This is a genomic window from Leisingera sp. UBA4491, from assembly GCF_002388965.1.
GTDB classification, from domain to species: Bacteria; Pseudomonadota; Alphaproteobacteria; order Rhodobacterales; family Rhodobacteraceae; genus Leisingera; species Leisingera aquaemixtae.
In genome coordinates this window covers 32,344-47,796 of sequence record NZ_DGNN01000019.1, presented here as the reverse complement: position 1 = coordinate 47,796, position 15,453 = coordinate 32,344, and the positions used below count along the sequence as shown (strand labels likewise).

Annotated in this window: 20 protein-coding genes and 1 tRNA gene; 10 read left to right on the top strand and 11 right to left on the bottom strand. The window is 64.6% G+C overall.

What is annotated here, in order from left to right; all coding sequences use genetic code 11:
• Positions 1-166 precede the first annotated feature (166 nt).
• The gene (locus B2P87_RS10605) at positions 167-1,525 is read left to right on the top strand and encodes an aminotransferase (protein WP_286852458.1); all 1,359 of its coding nucleotides are present in this window, start codon (positions 167-169) and stop codon (positions 1,523-1,525) included.
• Between the two features lie 75 nt (positions 1,526-1,600).
• Here B2P87_RS10605 and B2P87_RS10600 read toward each other — a convergent pair whose 3' ends face one another.
• On the bottom strand, positions 1,601-1,840 hold the full coding sequence (locus tag B2P87_RS10600; protein ID WP_058284408.1) for an Lrp/AsnC family transcriptional regulator: 240 nt from the start codon (positions 1,838-1,840) through the stop codon (positions 1,601-1,603).
• A gap of 203 nt (positions 1,841-2,043) precedes the next feature.
• Between B2P87_RS10600 and hisB the strand changes: the two genes are divergently transcribed.
• Both hisB and hisH read left to right on the top strand, forming a co-directional pair.
• Positions 2,044-2,631: an imidazoleglycerol-phosphate dehydratase HisB gene (hisB, locus tag B2P87_RS10595; protein WP_141889917.1), complete on the top strand. Its 588-nt coding sequence runs from the start codon at positions 2,044-2,046 to the stop codon at positions 2,629-2,631.
• Between the two features lies 1 nt (position 2,632).
• Positions 2,633-3,271 (top strand): imidazole glycerol phosphate synthase subunit HisH, encoded by a 639-nt coding sequence (hisH, locus tag B2P87_RS10590; protein WP_141889916.1) that lies wholly within the window; start codon positions 2,633-2,635, stop codon positions 3,269-3,271.
• Positions 3,272-3,337: 66 nt separating this feature from the next.
• Here the strand turns inward: hisH and B2P87_RS10585 are convergent, their stop codons facing one another.
• On the bottom strand, positions 3,338-4,069 hold the full coding sequence (locus B2P87_RS10585) for an AraC family transcriptional regulator (protein WP_141889915.1): 732 nt from the start codon (positions 4,067-4,069) through the stop codon (positions 3,338-3,340).
• Positions 4,070-4,169: 100 nt separating this feature from the next.
• Here B2P87_RS10585 and B2P87_RS10580 point away from each other — a divergent pair, with 100 nt between their 5' ends.
• Both B2P87_RS10580 and B2P87_RS10575 read left to right on the top strand, forming a co-directional pair.
• Positions 4,170-4,706 (top strand): peroxiredoxin-like family protein, encoded by a 537-nt coding sequence (locus B2P87_RS10580; RefSeq protein ID WP_141889914.1) that lies wholly within the window; start codon positions 4,170-4,172, stop codon positions 4,704-4,706.
• 110 nt (positions 4,707-4,816) lie between these two features.
• Positions 4,817-5,068, top strand: a complete 252-nt coding sequence (locus tag B2P87_RS10575) for a WGR domain-containing protein (protein WP_141889913.1) — start codon at positions 4,817-4,819, stop codon at positions 5,066-5,068.
• Positions 5,069-5,086: 18 nt separating this feature from the next.
• Here B2P87_RS10575 and B2P87_RS10570 read toward each other — a convergent pair whose 3' ends face one another.
• A complete protein-coding gene (locus B2P87_RS10570; protein WP_141889912.1) occupies positions 5,087-5,473 on the bottom strand; it encodes a DUF2147 domain-containing protein in 387 nt (128 codons plus the stop codon).
• A gap of 135 nt (positions 5,474-5,608) precedes the next feature.
• Here B2P87_RS10570 and hisA point away from each other — a divergent pair, with 135 nt between their 5' ends.
• The gene (gene hisA / locus B2P87_RS10565; protein ID WP_141889911.1) at positions 5,609-6,331 is read left to right on the top strand and encodes a 1-(5-phosphoribosyl)-5-[(5-phosphoribosylamino)methylideneamino]imidazole-4-carboxamide isomerase; all 723 of its coding nucleotides are present in this window, start codon (positions 5,609-5,611) and stop codon (positions 6,329-6,331) included.
• 35 nt (positions 6,332-6,366) lie between these two features.
• On the top strand, positions 6,367-6,654 hold the full coding sequence (locus B2P87_RS10560) for a hypothetical protein (protein WP_244940785.1): 288 nt from the start codon (positions 6,367-6,369) through the stop codon (positions 6,652-6,654).
• A 2-nt stretch (positions 6,655-6,656) separates the two neighbouring features.
• Here B2P87_RS10560 and B2P87_RS10555 read toward each other — a convergent pair whose 3' ends face one another.
• The gene (locus B2P87_RS10555; protein ID WP_141889910.1) at positions 6,657-7,103 is read right to left on the bottom strand and encodes a DUF302 domain-containing protein; all 447 of its coding nucleotides are present in this window, start codon (positions 7,101-7,103) and stop codon (positions 6,657-6,659) included.
• 211 nt (positions 7,104-7,314) lie between these two features.
• Here B2P87_RS10555 and hisF point away from each other — a divergent pair, with 211 nt between their 5' ends.
• Positions 7,315-8,076, top strand: a complete 762-nt coding sequence (gene hisF, locus B2P87_RS10550) for an imidazole glycerol phosphate synthase subunit HisF (RefSeq protein ID WP_141889909.1) — start codon at positions 7,315-7,317, stop codon at positions 8,074-8,076.
• Positions 8,077-8,087: 11 nt separating this feature from the next.
• The gene (locus B2P87_RS10545; protein WP_141889908.1) at positions 8,088-8,405 is read left to right on the top strand and encodes a phosphoribosyl-ATP diphosphatase; all 318 of its coding nucleotides are present in this window, start codon (positions 8,088-8,090) and stop codon (positions 8,403-8,405) included.
• Positions 8,406-8,637: 232 nt separating this feature from the next.
• Here B2P87_RS10545 and B2P87_RS10540 read toward each other — a convergent pair whose 3' ends face one another.
• The 3 genes from B2P87_RS10540 to rlmB form a co-directional block, all read right to left on the bottom strand.
• The gene (locus B2P87_RS10540) at positions 8,638-9,108 is read right to left on the bottom strand and encodes a CoA-binding protein (RefSeq protein WP_141889907.1); all 471 of its coding nucleotides are present in this window, start codon (positions 9,106-9,108) and stop codon (positions 8,638-8,640) included.
• A gap of 205 nt (positions 9,109-9,313) precedes the next feature.
• Positions 9,314-9,784 carry a YHS domain-containing (seleno)protein gene (locus B2P87_RS10535; protein ID WP_141889906.1) on the bottom strand — a complete coding sequence of 157 codons (471 nt, stop codon included), beginning with the start codon at positions 9,782-9,784 and terminating at the stop codon, positions 9,314-9,316.
• Between the two features lie 98 nt (positions 9,785-9,882).
• Complete coding sequence (gene rlmB / locus B2P87_RS10530; RefSeq protein ID WP_141889905.1) at positions 9,883-10,659, bottom strand: 23S rRNA (guanosine(2251)-2'-O)-methyltransferase RlmB; 777 nt, start codon at positions 10,657-10,659, stop codon at positions 9,883-9,885.
• A gap of 120 nt (positions 10,660-10,779) precedes the next feature.
• Here rlmB and B2P87_RS10525 point away from each other — a divergent pair.
• Positions 10,780-10,863 (top strand) — tRNA-Tyr (locus tag B2P87_RS10525).
• Between the two features lie 133 nt (positions 10,864-10,996).
• Here B2P87_RS10525 and B2P87_RS10520 read toward each other — a convergent pair.
• The 4 genes from B2P87_RS10520 to B2P87_RS10505 form a co-directional block, all read right to left on the bottom strand.
• A complete protein-coding gene (locus B2P87_RS10520) occupies positions 10,997-11,515 on the bottom strand; it encodes a DUF2478 domain-containing protein (RefSeq protein ID WP_141892044.1) in 519 nt (172 codons plus the stop codon).
• 62 nt (positions 11,516-11,577) lie between these two features.
• Complete coding sequence (locus B2P87_RS10515) at positions 11,578-12,240, bottom strand: NnrU family protein (protein ID WP_141889904.1); 663 nt, start codon at positions 12,238-12,240, stop codon at positions 11,578-11,580.
• A gap of 124 nt (positions 12,241-12,364) precedes the next feature.
• Entirely contained in the window at positions 12,365-14,401 is a 2,037-nt protein-coding gene (locus tag B2P87_RS10510; RefSeq protein WP_141889903.1) for an ABC transporter permease, read from the bottom strand.
• The gene (locus tag B2P87_RS10505) at positions 14,401-15,453 is read right to left on the bottom strand and encodes a quaternary amine ABC transporter ATP-binding protein (protein ID WP_141889902.1); all 1,053 of its coding nucleotides are present in this window, start codon (positions 15,451-15,453) and stop codon (positions 14,401-14,403) included. The genes B2P87_RS10510 and B2P87_RS10505 overlap by 1 nt, the downstream gene beginning before the upstream one ends.

Here is a 15,453-nt window from a genome sequence, read left to right as displayed (position 1 = left end):
GAATCTCATCGCCCGCTCCATCCGGAACCGAAAAAGCCGCCCTCCGGGGCGGCTTTTCGCTTTTTCCACTCCGCTTTGTAAATTTGATCAAATTCCTTTTGACGTGCGTTGCAAAACGCGCCAAAGCTACTGCCAAACAGCCCGTGCGGCAGCTCATTACAGGAGTTTGGACATGGCCCCAGTCATCTATCCCACCACCAATTTCACCGCGACCGAACAGCTTTGCCTGGACCGCGGCGAAGGCATTTATGTCTATGATACGGACGGCAACAAATACATCGAAGGCCTGGCCGGCCTGTGGTGCACCTCGCTGGGCTACAGCAACACCGAGGTGATGGACGCGATCACCGAGCAGCTGCACAAGCTGCCGTTCACCCACACCTTTGGCGGCAAGACGCACAAGCCGATCATGGAGCTGGCCGAAAAACTGAAGGCGATGGTGCCGGTGGAGGATGCCTATATCTTCTTCGGCAACTCCGGCTCGGACGCCAATGACACGCATTACAAGATGCTGCGCTATTACTTCAACGCCATCGGCAAGCCGGAGAAGCGCAAGATCATCACCCGCGAGCGCGGCTATCACGGGGTGACTGTTGCTGCCGGCTCGCTGACGTCCCTGCCCGCGAATCTGGCGCATTTCGACGCGCCGCTGGAGGCGCTGCACATCCTGCGCTCGGACGCGCCGCATTATTACACCGGCCGCCGGGGCAACGAGACCGAGGAGCAGTTTGTCGACCGGATCATCAATAACCTGGAAGAGCAGATCCTGGCGGAAGACCCCGACACCATCGCCGCGATGATCGTGGAGCCGATCACGGGCGCATCGGGCGTGATCGTGCCGCCGGAGGGCTATTACGAGAAGCTGCAGGCAGTGCTGCGCAAGCATGGCATCCTGGTCTGGGCCGATGAGGTGATCTGCGGCTTCGGGCGCACCGGTGCGGACTTTGGCTGCACCACCATGGGCATCAAGCCGGACCTGATGACTTTTGCCAAGCAGCTGAGCTCGGCCTATTTCCCGATCTCGGCCTCGGTCATTCCCGGCTGGATGTATGAGGCGATGATCGCGCAGACCAATGAGGTTGGCGTGTTCGGCCACGGCTACACCTACTCCGGCCACCCGGCGGCCTGTGCGGCGGCGCTGAAGACGCTGGAAATCTACGAGCGCGACAACCTGTTCGAGCATGCCGCCGAGGTGGGCGCCTATATGCAGGCGCAGCTGCGCGAGATCTTCACCGATCACCCGCTGGTGGGCGAGGTGCGCGGCAAGGGGCTGATCGCAGCGCTGGAGCTGGTGTCGAACAAGACCACCGGCGCGAGCTTTGACAAGGGCGCCGCGGGTGCCGCTGCACAGAAAGCCTGCCAGGACAACGGGCTGATCCTGCGGGCGGTTGCCGGCAATGCGCTGGCGCTGTGCCCGCCGCTGATCATCACCAAGGCAGAGGTGGACGACATGCTGGCCCGGATGAAAGCCGCCGTCGACACCGCCTATGCAGAATTGCAGGACAAGGGGCTGATTGCCGCCTGATCTTTTGCCGCCGGAAACAAAAAACGCCCCGCGCTGCGGGGCGTTTTGCTGTCTGCCGGCTCTGCCTTGGGCCGTTCAGAACACCTTGTAGGTCATCGTGGTCAGCGACCGCTCGATCCCTTCGATCTGCAGCAGCTGGTCGTTGATGTACTTGCCGACATCCTCTCCGGTCGGGATGTAGAGCTTCATCAGCAGGTCGAAATTGCCGCTGGTAGAGTAAAGCTCGGAGTGGATTTCGCGCAGCGCAATCTCCTCGGCCACCTTGTAGGTGGTGCCGGGTTTGCAGCGGATCTGGACAAAAACGCAGATGGACATGGGCGGCCCTTTTGGATGGTCAGGAATTTGCGCCCAAGCTCGCACGCGGCGCATCCGGGTGCAAGAGACCGGGATGGGACCGGGATTGCTGCAACAGATTGCCCCGCTTGCACAATGCCGCACTTGAGCCAGCCCCCCTGCCCGCCCTATAAGCGCCCAGGCAGAATTAAATTTCTTGCAGCATGACGAAGGACAAGCCGCTGATGCGTACCGCTAAAGTGACCCGCAAGACCGCGGAAACCGAGATTTCGGTTGAGATCAACCTCGACGGCACCGGGGTTTACGACAACCAGACCGGGGTTGGCTTTTTCGACCACATGCTGGACCAGCTGGCGCGCCATTCGCTGATCGACATGACCATCCGCGCCAAGGGCGATTACCACATCGACGACCACCACACGGTGGAGGACACCGGCATCGCGCTGGGTCAGGCGCTGGTGCAGGCGCTGGGGGACAAGAAGGGCATACGCCGCTACGGCGAGTGCCACCTGCCGATGGATGACGCCCAGGTGCGCTGCGCGCTGGACCTGTCGGCGCGCCCCTTCCTGATCTGGAATGTGGAGCTTCCAACCCAGAAGATCGGCACATTCGACACCGAACTGGTGCGCGAGTTCTTCCAAGCCTTGAGCACCCATGGCGGCATCACCCTGCACATCGACCAGCTGCACGGGTTCAACAGCCACCATATCGCCGAGGCGGCGTTCAAGGCGGCCGCCCGCGCGCTGCGTCTGGCGGTGGAGACCGACCCGCGCAAGGCGGATGCGATTCCCTCGACCAAGGGTGCACTCTGACATGCTGACCGCAATCATCGACTACGAATCCGGCAACCTGCACTCCGCCGAGAAGGCGTTCCAGCGCATGGCGCGGGAAATGGATGCGGGTGAAGTTGTGGTGACTTCTGACGCCGATGTGGTGGCCCGCGCCGACCGGCTGGTGCTGCCCGGCGACGGCGCCTTTCCCGCCTGCGCGGCAGAGCTGCGCGGCCACAAGGGCATCTATGACGCCATGGTCGAAGCGGTTGAGCAGAAGGGCCGCCCGTTCCTGGGCATCTGCGTCGGCATGCAGCTGATGGCAACCACCGGGCATGAGTATCAAGAGACTCCGGGCCTTGGCTGGGTCGGCGGCGATGTGGTGAAGATCACGCCGGCGGACCCCGCCCTGAAAGTGCCGCATATGGGCTGGAACGATCTGGTGATCGACCAGGCGCACCCGGTGTTTGACGGGATCGAAAGCGGCGATCACGTGTATTTCGTGCATTCCTACCATTTCCGCGTCGCCAACCCGGCGGAACGGCTGGCGCATGTGGACTATGCTGGCGACGTCACCGCTGTTATCGGGCGTGACACGATGGTGGGCATGCAGTTCCACCCTGAGAAAAGCCAGGCGACAGGCCTGCGGATGATCGGCAATTTCCTGACCTGGAAGCCGTAAGGGGACGGCGCTGGCGCGCAGTTGCCTCCGGCGGGAGTATTTTCAGGAAAGATGAAAGCGAGGTGTTCAGGCCGCCGCGGTGCGCACTGAAACCGGCGCCAAGCCGTACGCCTTGCGGAAGGCGCGGGTGAAGCCTTCGGGGCTGGCGTAGGCGTAGCGGCGCGCCACCGCCTCCACCCGGTCGCCGCGCATAAGGTCCTGATGCGCCAGGATCAGCCGCCAGCGGCGCAGGTAGCCGATCGGGGTTTCCCCGACTTCGGCAGCGAACAGCTCAGCAAAGCGCGACAGCGACAGCCCTGCCTGCTGTGCCAGATCGGCATTGGTCCACAGCCTGCCCGGTTGGTCATGCATCGCCACGATGGCGCGGCTGAGGCGCGGATCGGCGAGGCCCGCCAAGAGACCCGGTTCGGTCGCGCCCTTTTGGATCTGGTTGCGCAGGAGGCGCACCATCAGCACCTCGCCCAGCCGGTTGATCACCGACTGCGCGCCGCAGTGCTGGCCCTCGGCCTCCTCCTGCATCAGCCGCACCAGCCCCTGCGCCTCGGCGTTGCTGGTGATGTCATAGTCCACCACCGGCGGCAGCGCGGCCAGAAACGGGTTGCTCTGGCCCGACCATTCCACTTGTGCCGCCCACATGACCGCGCCCGGGTCCAGCCGCTCCACCGCGCCCTTGGTGCAGTAGCGGATACGCACCGGCACGCCGCCGCTGTCCGCAAGCGCGATCAGATTGGCCTGCCCCGGCTGTGCGGCCTGCACCGCCAGCTGGAAGCGGTCCATCAAGGTGGTGAGGCGGTCCATGATTTCGGGGTTCCCGTCAGGTTTTTCGGATTTATGCGACAGTAAACTGCGCGACACTTCCCGGCAACCGCCCCTCACACCACTTGCAAGGAACCGTCACATGCTGATCCCCCGCCAGAAGACCCCGAACCTGACCCTGCCGACGCTGGACCACGGCGCGTTTGATTTGTCCGCGGAAACGGCCGAGCGCGGCACCGTCATCTGCTTTTACCGCGGCCTGCACTGCCCGATCTGCGCCAATTATCTGAAGGACTTCGAAAAGAAGGTGCCGGACTTCGCAGAGCGCGGCGTCAGCGCCATAGCCATCAGCACCGACGGCGAAGAGCGCACCCGCGCCATGGCGGACAAGATCGAGGCCAAGGCGCTGCGGTTCGGCTATGACCTGCCGCTGTCTGCGGCCCGCGATTGGGGGCTCTATATCTCCACCTCGCGCGGCAAGACCTCGATCGGGATCGAGGAACCGGCGCTGTTTGCCGAACCCGGCCTGTTCATGGTGACGCCTGAGCGCACGCTGTACTATGGCTCGGTTCAGACCATGCCGTTTGTGCGCCCGCATTTTGCGGAACTGGTGGCGGCGCTGGATTTCGCGATCCCCAACAACTACCCGGCGCGCGGCGAATACACCGGTGAGGTGTGAGCGTCACAGCAGACGCCGGGGCCGGTGCAATTCGCCGGATTGAACAATAGACAAGGGGTCCGCTTCGGGGCATACGGTGCGGACCTTTTGTCACCGCGGCAGCCCCTCCCTTGCACATCCGTTTCGAGAAATACGACCACGCCGAAGGCAAGCACCGCTATTGCCTCCTGAGCCTGACGCCGACGCTGTTCGGCGACTGGTGTGTTGAGCGTGTGTCCGGGCCGCTGAACGCGCCCGGCGGGGCACATAAGCGGACCTATTTCGCCGGTCATGCGGAGGCGCTGGCGATTTTCGAAGGGTTCCGGGACCGGCAGCTGAAACGCGGTTATGCGCCGATCCCGGTGCAGCTGGGGCTGCTTTAGGCGCAGCCCCTCAGGGGCTTACTGAACCCGCGTCCAGGTTTGTTTCGAGCAGATCAGACCGCCCGCAACGCAGCCGCGCAGGGCCAGCGAGCTGCCCGCCAGATCCATCTTGCCGATGTAGATCTTGTTGTTGGACGGCCGCCAGACCTTGCCCTCGTAAGAGCCGTCACCGTTCGGGACCATGTCGATCACCAGCGTCTTGCCGAGGTTCGGGGACTTGTACTCCCCCTCGCTGTTGAAGGTGCGGGCGATCTTGCCGCAGACCGCGGCGCCGCATCTGGCCATCTGGACATGGGCATAGGAGCCGTCGTCGGGCTGCGTCTTCCAGACACCCAGAACCGGGTCCGCCGATGCGGCGCCCGCCAGCCCCAAGGCCACAGCCATTCCTGCCAGAAGATGTTTCATTCCATTTCCTCCCTGTTTTTCAGGCAGCCTGTCCCTGATGCGGCCCTTCTGGCAAGGTTGACTTCGGGTCGCGTTGCAATTCAGGGCGCGCTTGTGCAAAACACCGCCAGCTTGATTTCACGAAGGACCGCCCGGATGATCCTCTACCCCGCGATTGACCTCAAAGACGGCCAGGCCGTGCGCCTGCTGCATGGCGAGATGGACAAGACCACCGTGTTCAACGACAACCCCGCCGCCCAGGCGCTGGAGTTTGTCGAAGCGGGCTGCGAGTGGCTGCATCTGGTGGACCTCAACGGCGCCTTTGCCGGCGAGCCGGTAAATGCCGCCCCGGTCGAGGAGATCCTGAAGCAGACCAAGGTGCCCGCGCAGCTGGGCGGCGGCATTCGTGATATGGCCACCATTGAGCGCTGGATTGATAAAGGCCTGGCGCGGGTCATCCTGGGCACCGTAGCGGTTGAAAACCCCGGCCTGGTGCGCGAGGCGGCGCGGGAATTCCCCGGCAAGGTCGCGGTCGGCATCGACGCCCGCAAAGGCAAGGTCGCGACCAAGGGCTGGGCCGAGGAAACCGACGTGATGGTCACCGACCTCGCCAAGAGCTTCGAGGACGCGGGCGTTGCCGCGATCATCTACACCGACATCCTGCGCGACGGCGCGATGAAAGGCCCGAATGTCGAGGCCACCGCCGATCTGGCCAATGCCGTCAGCATCCCGGTGATTGCCTCGGGCGGTGTGTCCTCGCTGGACGATCTGCGGGCGCTGAAAACCTGCGGCGCGCCGCTTAATGGTGCGATTTCGGGCCGCGCGCTTTATGATGGCGCCATCGACCTGAAAGAGGCGCTGGCGGTTCTGAAAGCCTAACGCCGCCCCGGTCTGATCCGGCGAAGGAACCCTTTATGCGCCTAGTCCGCCGAATCCTTGCGACCTTCACCTTGGGGCCCATCGTCCTGTGGCTGATGTGCATTGCCTTTGTGCTGCTGCTTGGGTTCGGCTTCGGCTGCGAAATCCACGAGGGGTTTGCCAACCCCTGCGTGGTGCTGGGCCAGGACGTGGGTGAAACCGCCTATACCGCGGGTGTCCTGGCCGCTTGGGGGCCGCTGATCTTTGGCCCGGTCTCCCTCGGGGCCGGGCTGCTGTGGGGCATCGCCAATGCCCTGTCGCGCTATCTGGCCTCGCGGCGCTGAGCCTATTCGGCCGCCTTGGACGTCAGCTTGCCCAAGGCCCCCTGCATTTTGGCGATGAATTCCGCATCGGCCGGGATATCAAGGCCCGACAGCATTTCTGCCGGGTCCTGATAGGTGAGCCAGACCTGGCCGTCCGCATCCTCATAAGCCAGCACCTTGAGCGGCAGGTAGAGCCCTGCCCGCATGTCCGCCTGCATCGCCGGGGTGCCGAGCTTGGGGTTGCCGAAGATCAGGAGCTGAGAGCCCGGCAGCTCCATCCCGGCGGTCTGCGCGCCTGCGGCATGGTCCACCCGGGCAAAGACGGTGGCACCCGCGCCCTCTACAGCGGCTTGCAGCGCGTCCATGGTTTCGGCCACGGGTTTCTGGCTTTGCACGGTCACCAGCTCCGCGGCGGCGGGAAGGGCGGCGGCGAGGGTGATGGCACCGGCGAGGAAAAGGCTCTTTGTCATAACAGCTGCTCCAAATTCAGGGACGTCCAATCATGATCGGGGCAACTGCTCCGGCCAGGCAATTCACAACTGCGAGACTGCACGGTTCCGGCGGTTTCGCGCAGACTGCAACCGCCCGCCCGGACCAAAACGCGCAGACTCTGCCATATTTGTTGCGCTTACCGCGGGCATTGCGTACCCACGGGGCCAAGCAGTTTGAAAGGCACGATCGATGCTGAAGACCCGTATCATTCCCTGTCTCGACGTCGCCGACGGGCGCGTGGTCAAGGGCGTCAACTTCGTCGGCCTGCGCGATGCGGGCGATCCGGTGGAATCGGCCAAGGCCTATGATGAGGCTGGCGCGGATGAGATCTGCTTTCTCGACATCCACGCGACACACGAAAACCGCGGCACCATGTTCGACGTGGTGCAGCGCACAGCCGAACAGTGTTTTGTGCCGCTGACCGTGGGCGGCGGGGTCAGAACCAAGGAGGATGTGCGCGCGCTCTTGCTGGCAGGGGCCGACAAGGTCTCCTTCAATTCAGCTGCGGTGGCCAATCCGGATGTGATCGCCGAGGCCGCGGATCAGTTCGGCAGCCAGTGCATCGTCTGCGCCATCGACGCCAAGACGGTGGCGCCGGGCCGCTGGGAGATTTTCACCCATGGCGGGCGCAAGCCGACCGGCATCGACGCGGTGGAATTTGCCAAGCTGGTGACCGCCAAGGGTGCGGGGGAGATCCTGCTCACCTCGATGGACCGGGATGGCACCAAATCGGGCTTCAACCTGCCGCTGACCAAGGCGATTTCCGATGCTGTGGACGTGCCGGTGATCGCCTCGGGCGGCGTCGGCACCCTGGATCACCTGGTGGAAGGTGTCACCAAGGGCGGCGCCAGCGCGGTGCTGGCGGCCTCGATCTTCCACTTCGGGGAATTCACCATCCAGGAAGCCAAGGAACACATGGCTGCTGCCGGCATCCCGATGCGGCTGAACTGAAGGGGCATGTGATGAGCCTGCTGCACGATCTCGAAGCCACCATCCTGTCCCGCAAGGGCGCAGACCCGGACACCAGCTGGACCGCCAAGCTGCTCGCCAAAGGGCCGGAGAAATGTGCCGAGAAATTTGGCGAGGAGGCCATTGAGGCCATCATCGAGGCGGTGAAGGACGACAAGGCAGGGCTCGCCTCCGAAGGGGCCGATGTGCTGTATCATTTCCTGGTGATGCTGGCCGCCCGCGATGTTGCTCTGGACGATGTGCTGCAGGTGCTGGCCGAACGCCAGGGCCTCAGCGGCATTGCGGAGAAGGCCGGCCGCCCCAAGGGCTGAATTCCAGGCCGGGCGGCGGGTCAAGGGAGGCGCAGCCTCCGCGCGGCACGCGCGGCTTGCCCTTGACGCGCAAAGAACCATTACAATCGGCAAGGCCCTTGAAGGGCACACCTGCCCTTCAAGGGCGTCTCAGCAATTAAGATTGCGCCGCACAGCGGCGCCGGGCCCAACCGTGCAGGCCGTCCGGCAGGACGGCTGGAGCGGGCGGGAGCGCCCTGCCCGGCCGCAGGCGTCACAGTTTCGAGGAAATGATCCCGGTGGCAAAACCGCCCATGCGAAGCTCGCCGAACAGGCGCTGGTATTCGATCTTGGGGCAGCGGTTCTGGATCACGGTGACGCCGCGCGCCTCGGCCCTGGCGGCGGCCTCCGCGTGCTCCACTCCGATCTGCATCCAGATGGTCTGCAGCTTCGGGAACGCCTCCAGCGCCTCATCCACGATCGGCGGCACCGCTTCGGACCGGCGGAAAATGTCGACCATGTCCACCGGCGCATCAACCTCTGACAGGCTGGCCCGCACCGTCTCGCCGAACAGCATCTTGCCCGCATGGCCCGGGTTCACCGGGATTACCCGGTAGCCCTTGAGACCCAGGTAGCGCGCCACGTAATAGCTGGGCCGCACCGGGTTCATTGAAACGCCGACCACAGCCACCACCTTGGTGCGCTGCAGGACCTTTTTCAGATGCTCATCGCTGTACTCTGTCATGCCGCGCACCCTAGCCGCGCTGCGTGCGGGCGCAAAGCGCGATTTGCTGCCTGCATACAAAAATGCGCCCGGACGAACCGGGCGCGAGGTATGGAACGAGGGACAGTGAAAAAGATCTGCGGTGGTTCCATTCCGCAGTCTGTATTGAATATGGGTCACAGTCGGAAAAATAAAAGGCCACCTCACGAAAACGTGAGGTGACGGGCTATTTCTGTAGAATCACCGGCCAGTGCAGCTGTGCCCGGGCGATCAGCTCGCCGCGGCGGGCCGCCCAGAAATCCCGGGCGTCCGGATTGTTGAGCAAGTACAGCTCACCATCGACAATCGCCCAAAGCAGCGGATCGCCATGCATCAGCCTGCCCTGCGACATCGCAAAGGCGCAATAGCCGCCGAAGGCCGGTGCATAAGCGCGGGGGTTGGCCTCGAACCGGGCCTGGTTGCGGGCGGTGGCAAAGCGCCAGACGACCCCCTTCCACATCACCGCATGACCGCGCCGCCCGGGCTGTGCCGCGCCCTGTTCGAAAAAGGCCACCGGATCATAGCCGCCAATGGCGACCCCTGCGCGGGCGGAGTAGACAGCCGCGCCCGCCGTCTCTGCCCGGGCGGCACCGGACAGCGGCAGAAGCATAAGCGCAAAGGCCATAAACAGCAGGCGCAGAGCCAAGTTGTTCTCCATTCACATTCTCTCAGCAGCCTGCCGACTCTGCCGCAGCGCCGTGCTGTTGCAAAGGGAGGATACGCAGATGTGATCACCCCGTGACGGGCCGGGCCCGCCTAGCGCGCAATCGAGGCGTAAAGCGCAATCGCCGCGGCGTTGGAGACATTGAGCGAGCCAAAGCCGCCCGCGGCGCCGATCTTGACCAGGGCGTCCACGGTTTCCTTGGTCTTCTGCCGCAGCCCCGGTCCCTCGGCGCCCAGCACCAGCGCCACCGGCAGGTGCTGCTTGCCCTCCAGCGCCGTCTCGATGGTCTGCTCTGCCTCGCCGTCCAGCCCCAGCACGATAAAGCCCATGTTCTGCAGTTCGGCGATGGTATCGGCCAGATTGCGCATCCGCAGGTAGGGCTGGCGTTCCAGCGCGCCGCTGGCGGTCTTTGCCAGCGCGCCGGTTTCCGGCGCTGAATGATGCCGGGTGCCGATCACCGCACTGGCGCCCAGCACCTCTGCCGAACGCAGGATAGCGCCGACGTTATGCGGGTCGGTGACCCGGTCCAGCAGCAGCACGCGAGGGGCTTCGCGGCCGATGCAGTTTTCGGCCAGCCCGCCCCAGTTCAAGGGCTTCACTTCCAGCGCGGCGCCCTGATGCACCGATTGCGGGTCGATCGGCGGGTTGAACTTGCGCGGGTCGATGACCTCTGCCTCGATGCCGGAGTCTGCGATGGCGTCCGCCAGTTTCGCCTGCGCGTTCTGGGTCACCATCAGGCGCAGTTTTTCGCGCTTGGGATTAAGCAGCGCATCACGCACCGCATGCAGCCCGAACAGCCATACGGTTTCCGCGGCAGCAGCCCGTTTGGACTGCTCTTTTTCGACGACCCATTTGGGTTTCTTGGACATTTTGCTCTCCGGCAGAAAGAATTTGCGGGGCGCGCGAAAAACTTGCGATTTTCCTGTTGACGCCCGTTTGGCCTGCTAGTAATCACGCCTCCACATCAGGTGCAACATGCAACTGACAGTGGGCGACAGGCCGCAAGGTGTGGCAGGGGACTGTAACTCCCTCGCGGAGACGCACGCCTGGTTCGATTCCAGGGTCGCCCACCATTTTCTCTCTTTCTCAGATCAGACGATGGTGGTTCAGCAACAGGCTGGACAGGCCGCCAACCCGTTCTGCACGGTAAAAAGCCCGCGTGAGCTGCGCGGGCCTTCCAATTGTTTTCACACGGCAATCACCGGGTCAGGCCGTTTCGGCCACGGCCTGCTCCGCCCATTCGGCCAGCGCGTCCAGATCGGGGCCTGCCTCCACGGCCAGGCCATCGGCGAAGGCCTGGAACGGCTCCACGTTCATCTTGTTGACGCCGGAAATCACCGGGATGCCCAGCGCCAGCGCCTCGCCGATGATGGGCCGCATGCCGCGCCCGTCAGCCTCGTGCTTGCCGAATTTGTTGACGATCAGCAGCTGCGGCGCCGGGTCCGATTGCAGGGTGGCAGAGACCTGCCCGACCGCCTGTTCCAGCGCCTCGGGGTTCAGGCGGCAGCCGCGGGCGCCCGCGCCCAGGGATTGCGAGATGCGGATGGTCTCGCCGTCGGGCAGAACCCGCACATCCATGTCGCACAGCTCCTTGTCATAGCATTCCACATTGGTCTGCACGATGCCTGCCAGGCGGAGGCCTTTGGCCTGCAGCCGTTCGGCCAGTTCGCTCAGCAGGCGGTCGGTGGCACCGCGTTCTTCGGTCATCACATAGGCCAGGTGCATGTGTCGGTCTCTCCAGTCTCGTCTGATTTCATAGGTGGTCATGCGGCGGCTGCGGTCAACCCCTACCAGGGCAGCGGGCTGTAGCCGATAACAGGGGCGTGCAGGATCAAGAGAGCCAGGAACACCGCAGCCGCCCATCCCGCCTCGCTGGCAGTGGGACGCAGGCGCAGCAGGTTCAGCCGTGCCGTATTGCGGCTGAGGCGGCGCCATTCGCCCTGCCCCATCTGGCGCCGCTTGCGCGTGTCGATCAGTGCCATACCCATCCAGGCAAAGCCCGCAAAGAGGCCGAACAGGATCACATGCGCCAGGTCGCCGTTGGCCAGCAGATGCGCCCCGGCCCATAGCGCCATCGCCGCCAAAAGCGGATGGCGGCTGACGGCGAGGATGCCGGGGTCTGCCGGGTCAAAGGCGCGCACGCCCAGCCCGCCAAAGCTGAGGGGATTCTGCCGCATCATGCCGGCCACCGCCAGCAGGCAGGCCAGCGGCATCACCAGAAGCGGCACCCAGCGGAACCCCTCCCAGTAGGGCAGAACGCCGACGTAGGGCGCGCGGGCGGCGGCCACGACGAGCCAGGCCAAGATCGCCAGAGACAGCACACTGTAGGCGATGAAATAGCCGCGAAGCCCCAGGCGGCTGACCAGCCAGGGCCGCACCGGCGGGCGCACGGGGATGGCGTGGCTGGCCAGGAACAGCATCAGCGCGGCGGTGAATTCAAGCCAGCCCATCGGGGTCTCTCCGGGTATAGATCAGTCTTCTGTGCAGCTATAGGCGGGCTGGCGGTCTATAACGTTGCCCCAGATCAAAAAAGGGCGCCGCTGGGGCGCCCTTCTGTTTTGGATTTACGGGCCGCTAAAGCCCCAGGGCCTTGCGCCGTTCCTCGGCGAATCCCTGCACCATGCGGTCGGCAATCAGGGCGAGGATCGCCATGGCTGCACCCGCGGAAATCCCCAGTCCCACATCCGCCTGCCCCAGCGCCAGATAGATCGACTGGCCCAGCCCGGTGGTGCCGATCAGCGCCGCGATGACCAGCATCGCAAAGGCGTAGAGAATGGTCTGGTTGAGGCCCAGCAGGATCGAGGGCGCAGCATAAGGTGCGCGGATGTCCTTGAGCATCTGCCACCTGGTGGCACCAGAGGCAGTCGCGGCCTCGATCATCTCGTCGGGCGTCGAGACCAGCCCGTGCCTTGTGTAGCGGATCATCGGCACGATGGCATAGGCGATGATCGCCAGGAAGGCGGAGAACTCGCCGATCTGGAAAACCATCAGCACCGGGATCAGGAACACGAACAGCGGGATCGTCTGCAGCATGTCGCAGACCGGGCGCACCACCCGCCAGACACCGGGCGATACCGCCGAGACGAGGCCAATGGCGCCGCCCATCACCGCGCAGGCAAAGACCGCCGCGCCGGAGAGGTAAAGCGACAGGAGCGCCCGCTCCCACAGGCCGGAGAGCAGGATGGTGCCCAGCAGGACCACGGTCAGGATCGCCAGACCGCGCCCGCCTGCAACCCAAGCCAGCGCGCCTGCGCCCACCAGCACAAAGGGCCAAGGCAGCTGAGAAATGCCGGTTTCCAGCATTCCCGCCGCGATCAGCAGCATCACGCCCAGCGCCAGCTGTCCGCGCACCGCAAAGACCACCGCCGCCGCAGCACCGGCTGCAAACAGCGCCAGGCTCATCGCCGGGGTCCAGGCAAAGCCCCAGGTGAAGGGCAGCACCGCCTGATCCAGGCCGATGCGGATGGGCAGCAGCACGTAGAACATCACGTTGTTCTTGAGCGCGGTCAGAAACTCCGCATTGGCGCTAGTGAAGGCCGACAGCCCACGGTCCACGCTGTCCGCCACCGGGTTGAACAGGGCATAGGTGCCGGGCTGCTGAACGCTGCCCCAGAAGACCGCGCTGACCAGAACGCCCAGCGCCAGGATGCCCCAGGCGACGCGCGGGTCGTGCTTCTGGCGCCGGTCCTGGGTCAGGGTGCCGCTCATCCGGTCGATCAGGATCGCGAAGATCACGATCACCAGACCGGCCAGCAGGCTCTGGCCGAACTGCGCCTTGCGCATGGTCAGAAGAACCTCCCAGCCGATATCGTCAAAGCCGCCGATCACGGCGGCGATGATCACCATCGAGAGCGCCGCCATCAGGCACTGGTTGACGCCAACCATGATCTGCTGACCGGCGGAGGGGATCTCGCACTGGAACAACTGCTGCAGGCGGGTGCCGCCGGACATGACGGCAGCTTCCTTGATCTCCGGCTCCACCCGCTCCAGCCCCAGCAGCACGTTGCGGGCCATCGGCGGGGCTGCGTAGATGGCAGAGGCGATGAGGCCCACCACAGGACCGAAACCGAACAGCACCAGCAACGGCGTCAGATAGGCGAAGGTCGGCACCGTCTGCATGACGTCCAGCAATGCCTGCACCGGCTGGCGGATGCGGGGGTACTCATTTGCCAAAATGCCGATACCGCCGCCGATGATCAGCGCCAAGGGAACCGAGACGGCCACCAGCGCCAGGGTGTTCATGCTTTCGGGCCAATAGCCCGAGGCCAGCACAAAACCCAATCCCACCACCGCCATCAGCGCCATCCGCACGCCGCCCAATGTCCAGGCCAGCGCCGTGGTGGCGCAGATGACCAGCGGCCAGGGCGTGTTGCTTAGCACATAGTTCGCCGCTTCCATCGGGTAATACATCAGCGCCGAGAAACTGCGCGCGGCGGGCTTGATCAGCGCCAGGAACCACTCCATGACGGCGCCCACCCAGTCGGTTGCGGGCAGCACCCAGGCAGCGGGGAATTTCACCAGCCACGGCAGGCTGCTTTCCAGCAGAAGGCACAGCGCGCCGGCCGCCGCCGCGATCAACGCGGCCCCGGCCCCTTTCGACAGACCCGCCATCACCCCTGCTCCACCTGCAAGGCCGCGGCCAGATCGGCCGGGTTCACAACGCCGACCAGCTTGCCCTCGGGCGTTCGCACCGGCACGGGTTCGTACAGTTCCATGCAGCGTGCCAGCGCCGCGTCCAGCGTCATATCCTGGCGCAAGCCGGGATCGTCGGCACCATAGACATGGTGCTCGCCCGGCAGCATCACAGAGGACACATGCGCGTGCCGCCCCTTGGCCACGTCCTTGGAAAACTCGCGCACGTAGTCATCGGCCGGGCGCAGCACGATGTCGGCGGGGGTGCCGATCTGCACCACCTTGCCGTCGCGCATGATCGCGATCCGGTCGGCGAGCTTCAGTGCCTCGTTGATGTCATGTGTGATGAAGACGATGGTAGTCTTCAGCTTGGCCTGGATCTCCAGGAACTCATCCTGCAGCTGCCGCCGGATCAGCGGGTCAAGCGCCGAGAACGGCTCATCCAGGAACCAGACCGAGCAATCGGCCACCAGCGAACGGGCAATACCTACGCGCTGGCGCTGGCCGCCGGAGAGTTCGCGCGGGTAGTTCTTTTCCCGCCCGCCGAGGCCGACCAGATCAATCACCTCCTGCGCCTTGGCCAGCCGCTGCTTTTTCTTCACCCCCTGCACCCGCAGCGGGTAGGCGACATTTTCGGCGACGGTCATATGCGGGAACAGGCCGAAGTGCTGGAACACCATGCCCAGCTTCTTGCGGCGCAACTCGATCAGCCGCTTGGGGCTGGCCTCGACGATGTTTTCACCGTCGATGCGGATCTCGCCGCCGGTGGCGTGCAGCAGGTGCGAGATGCAGCGGATCAGGGTGGATTTGCCGGAGCCCGACAGCCCCATGATCACAAACAGCTCGCCCTCCTTCACATCAAAGGAGGCATCCTGCACCGCAGGGATCAGCCCCTTGCCGCGCAGCTCCAGCGCTGCCGCTTCTGAGGTTTCGTGCCGCGACAGCGCCTCTTTCAAGGCGCTGTCTGCGTTGTTGCCAAACACCTGCCAGACATTCCGGCAGGTGATGGCAGGCGTGTCAGAGCCAGTCAC

Excerpts from the sequence above, each read along its gene's own strand:
- B2P87_RS10600 (WP_058284408.1), bottom strand. The coding sequence starts at position 1,840 with ATGTCCATCTGCGTTTTTGTCCAGATCCGCTGCAAACCCGGCACCACC.
- hisB (WP_141889917.1), top strand. The coding sequence starts at position 2,044 with ATGCGTACCGCTAAAGTGACCCGCAAGACCGCGGAAACCGAGATTTCG.
- hisH (WP_141889916.1), top strand. The coding sequence starts at position 2,633 with ATGCTGACCGCAATCATCGACTACGAATCCGGCAACCTGCACTCCGCC.
- B2P87_RS10585 (WP_141889915.1), bottom strand. The coding sequence starts at position 4,069 with ATGGACCGCCTCACCACCTTGATGGACCGCTTCCAGCTGGCGGTGCAG.
- B2P87_RS10580 (WP_141889914.1), top strand. The coding sequence starts at position 4,170 with ATGCTGATCCCCCGCCAGAAGACCCCGAACCTGACCCTGCCGACGCTG.
- B2P87_RS10570 (WP_141889912.1), bottom strand. The coding sequence starts at position 5,473 with ATGAAACATCTTCTGGCAGGAATGGCTGTGGCCTTGGGGCTGGCGGGC.
- hisA (WP_141889911.1), top strand. The coding sequence starts at position 5,609 with ATGATCCTCTACCCCGCGATTGACCTCAAAGACGGCCAGGCCGTGCGC.
- B2P87_RS10560 (WP_244940785.1), top strand. The coding sequence starts at position 6,367 with ATGCGCCTAGTCCGCCGAATCCTTGCGACCTTCACCTTGGGGCCCATC.
- B2P87_RS10555 (WP_141889910.1), bottom strand. The coding sequence starts at position 7,103 with ATGACAAAGAGCCTTTTCCTCGCCGGTGCCATCACCCTCGCCGCCGCC.
- hisF (WP_141889909.1), top strand. The coding sequence starts at position 7,315 with ATGCTGAAGACCCGTATCATTCCCTGTCTCGACGTCGCCGACGGGCGC.
- B2P87_RS10545 (WP_141889908.1), top strand. The coding sequence starts at position 8,088 with ATGAGCCTGCTGCACGATCTCGAAGCCACCATCCTGTCCCGCAAGGGC.
- B2P87_RS10540 (WP_141889907.1), bottom strand. The coding sequence starts at position 9,108 with ATGACAGAGTACAGCGATGAGCATCTGAAAAAGGTCCTGCAGCGCACC.
- B2P87_RS10535 (WP_141889906.1), bottom strand. The coding sequence starts at position 9,784 with ATGGAGAACAACTTGGCTCTGCGCCTGCTGTTTATGGCCTTTGCGCTT.
- rlmB (WP_141889905.1), bottom strand. The coding sequence starts at position 10,659 with ATGTCCAAGAAACCCAAATGGGTCGTCGAAAAAGAGCAGTCCAAACGG.
- B2P87_RS10520 (WP_141892044.1), bottom strand. The coding sequence starts at position 11,515 with ATGCACCTGGCCTATGTGATGACCGAAGAACGCGGTGCCACCGACCGC.
- B2P87_RS10515 (WP_141889904.1), bottom strand. The coding sequence starts at position 12,240 with ATGGGCTGGCTTGAATTCACCGCCGCGCTGATGCTGTTCCTGGCCAGC.
- B2P87_RS10510 (WP_141889903.1), bottom strand. The coding sequence starts at position 14,401 with ATGGCGGGTCTGTCGAAAGGGGCCGGGGCCGCGTTGATCGCGGCGGCG.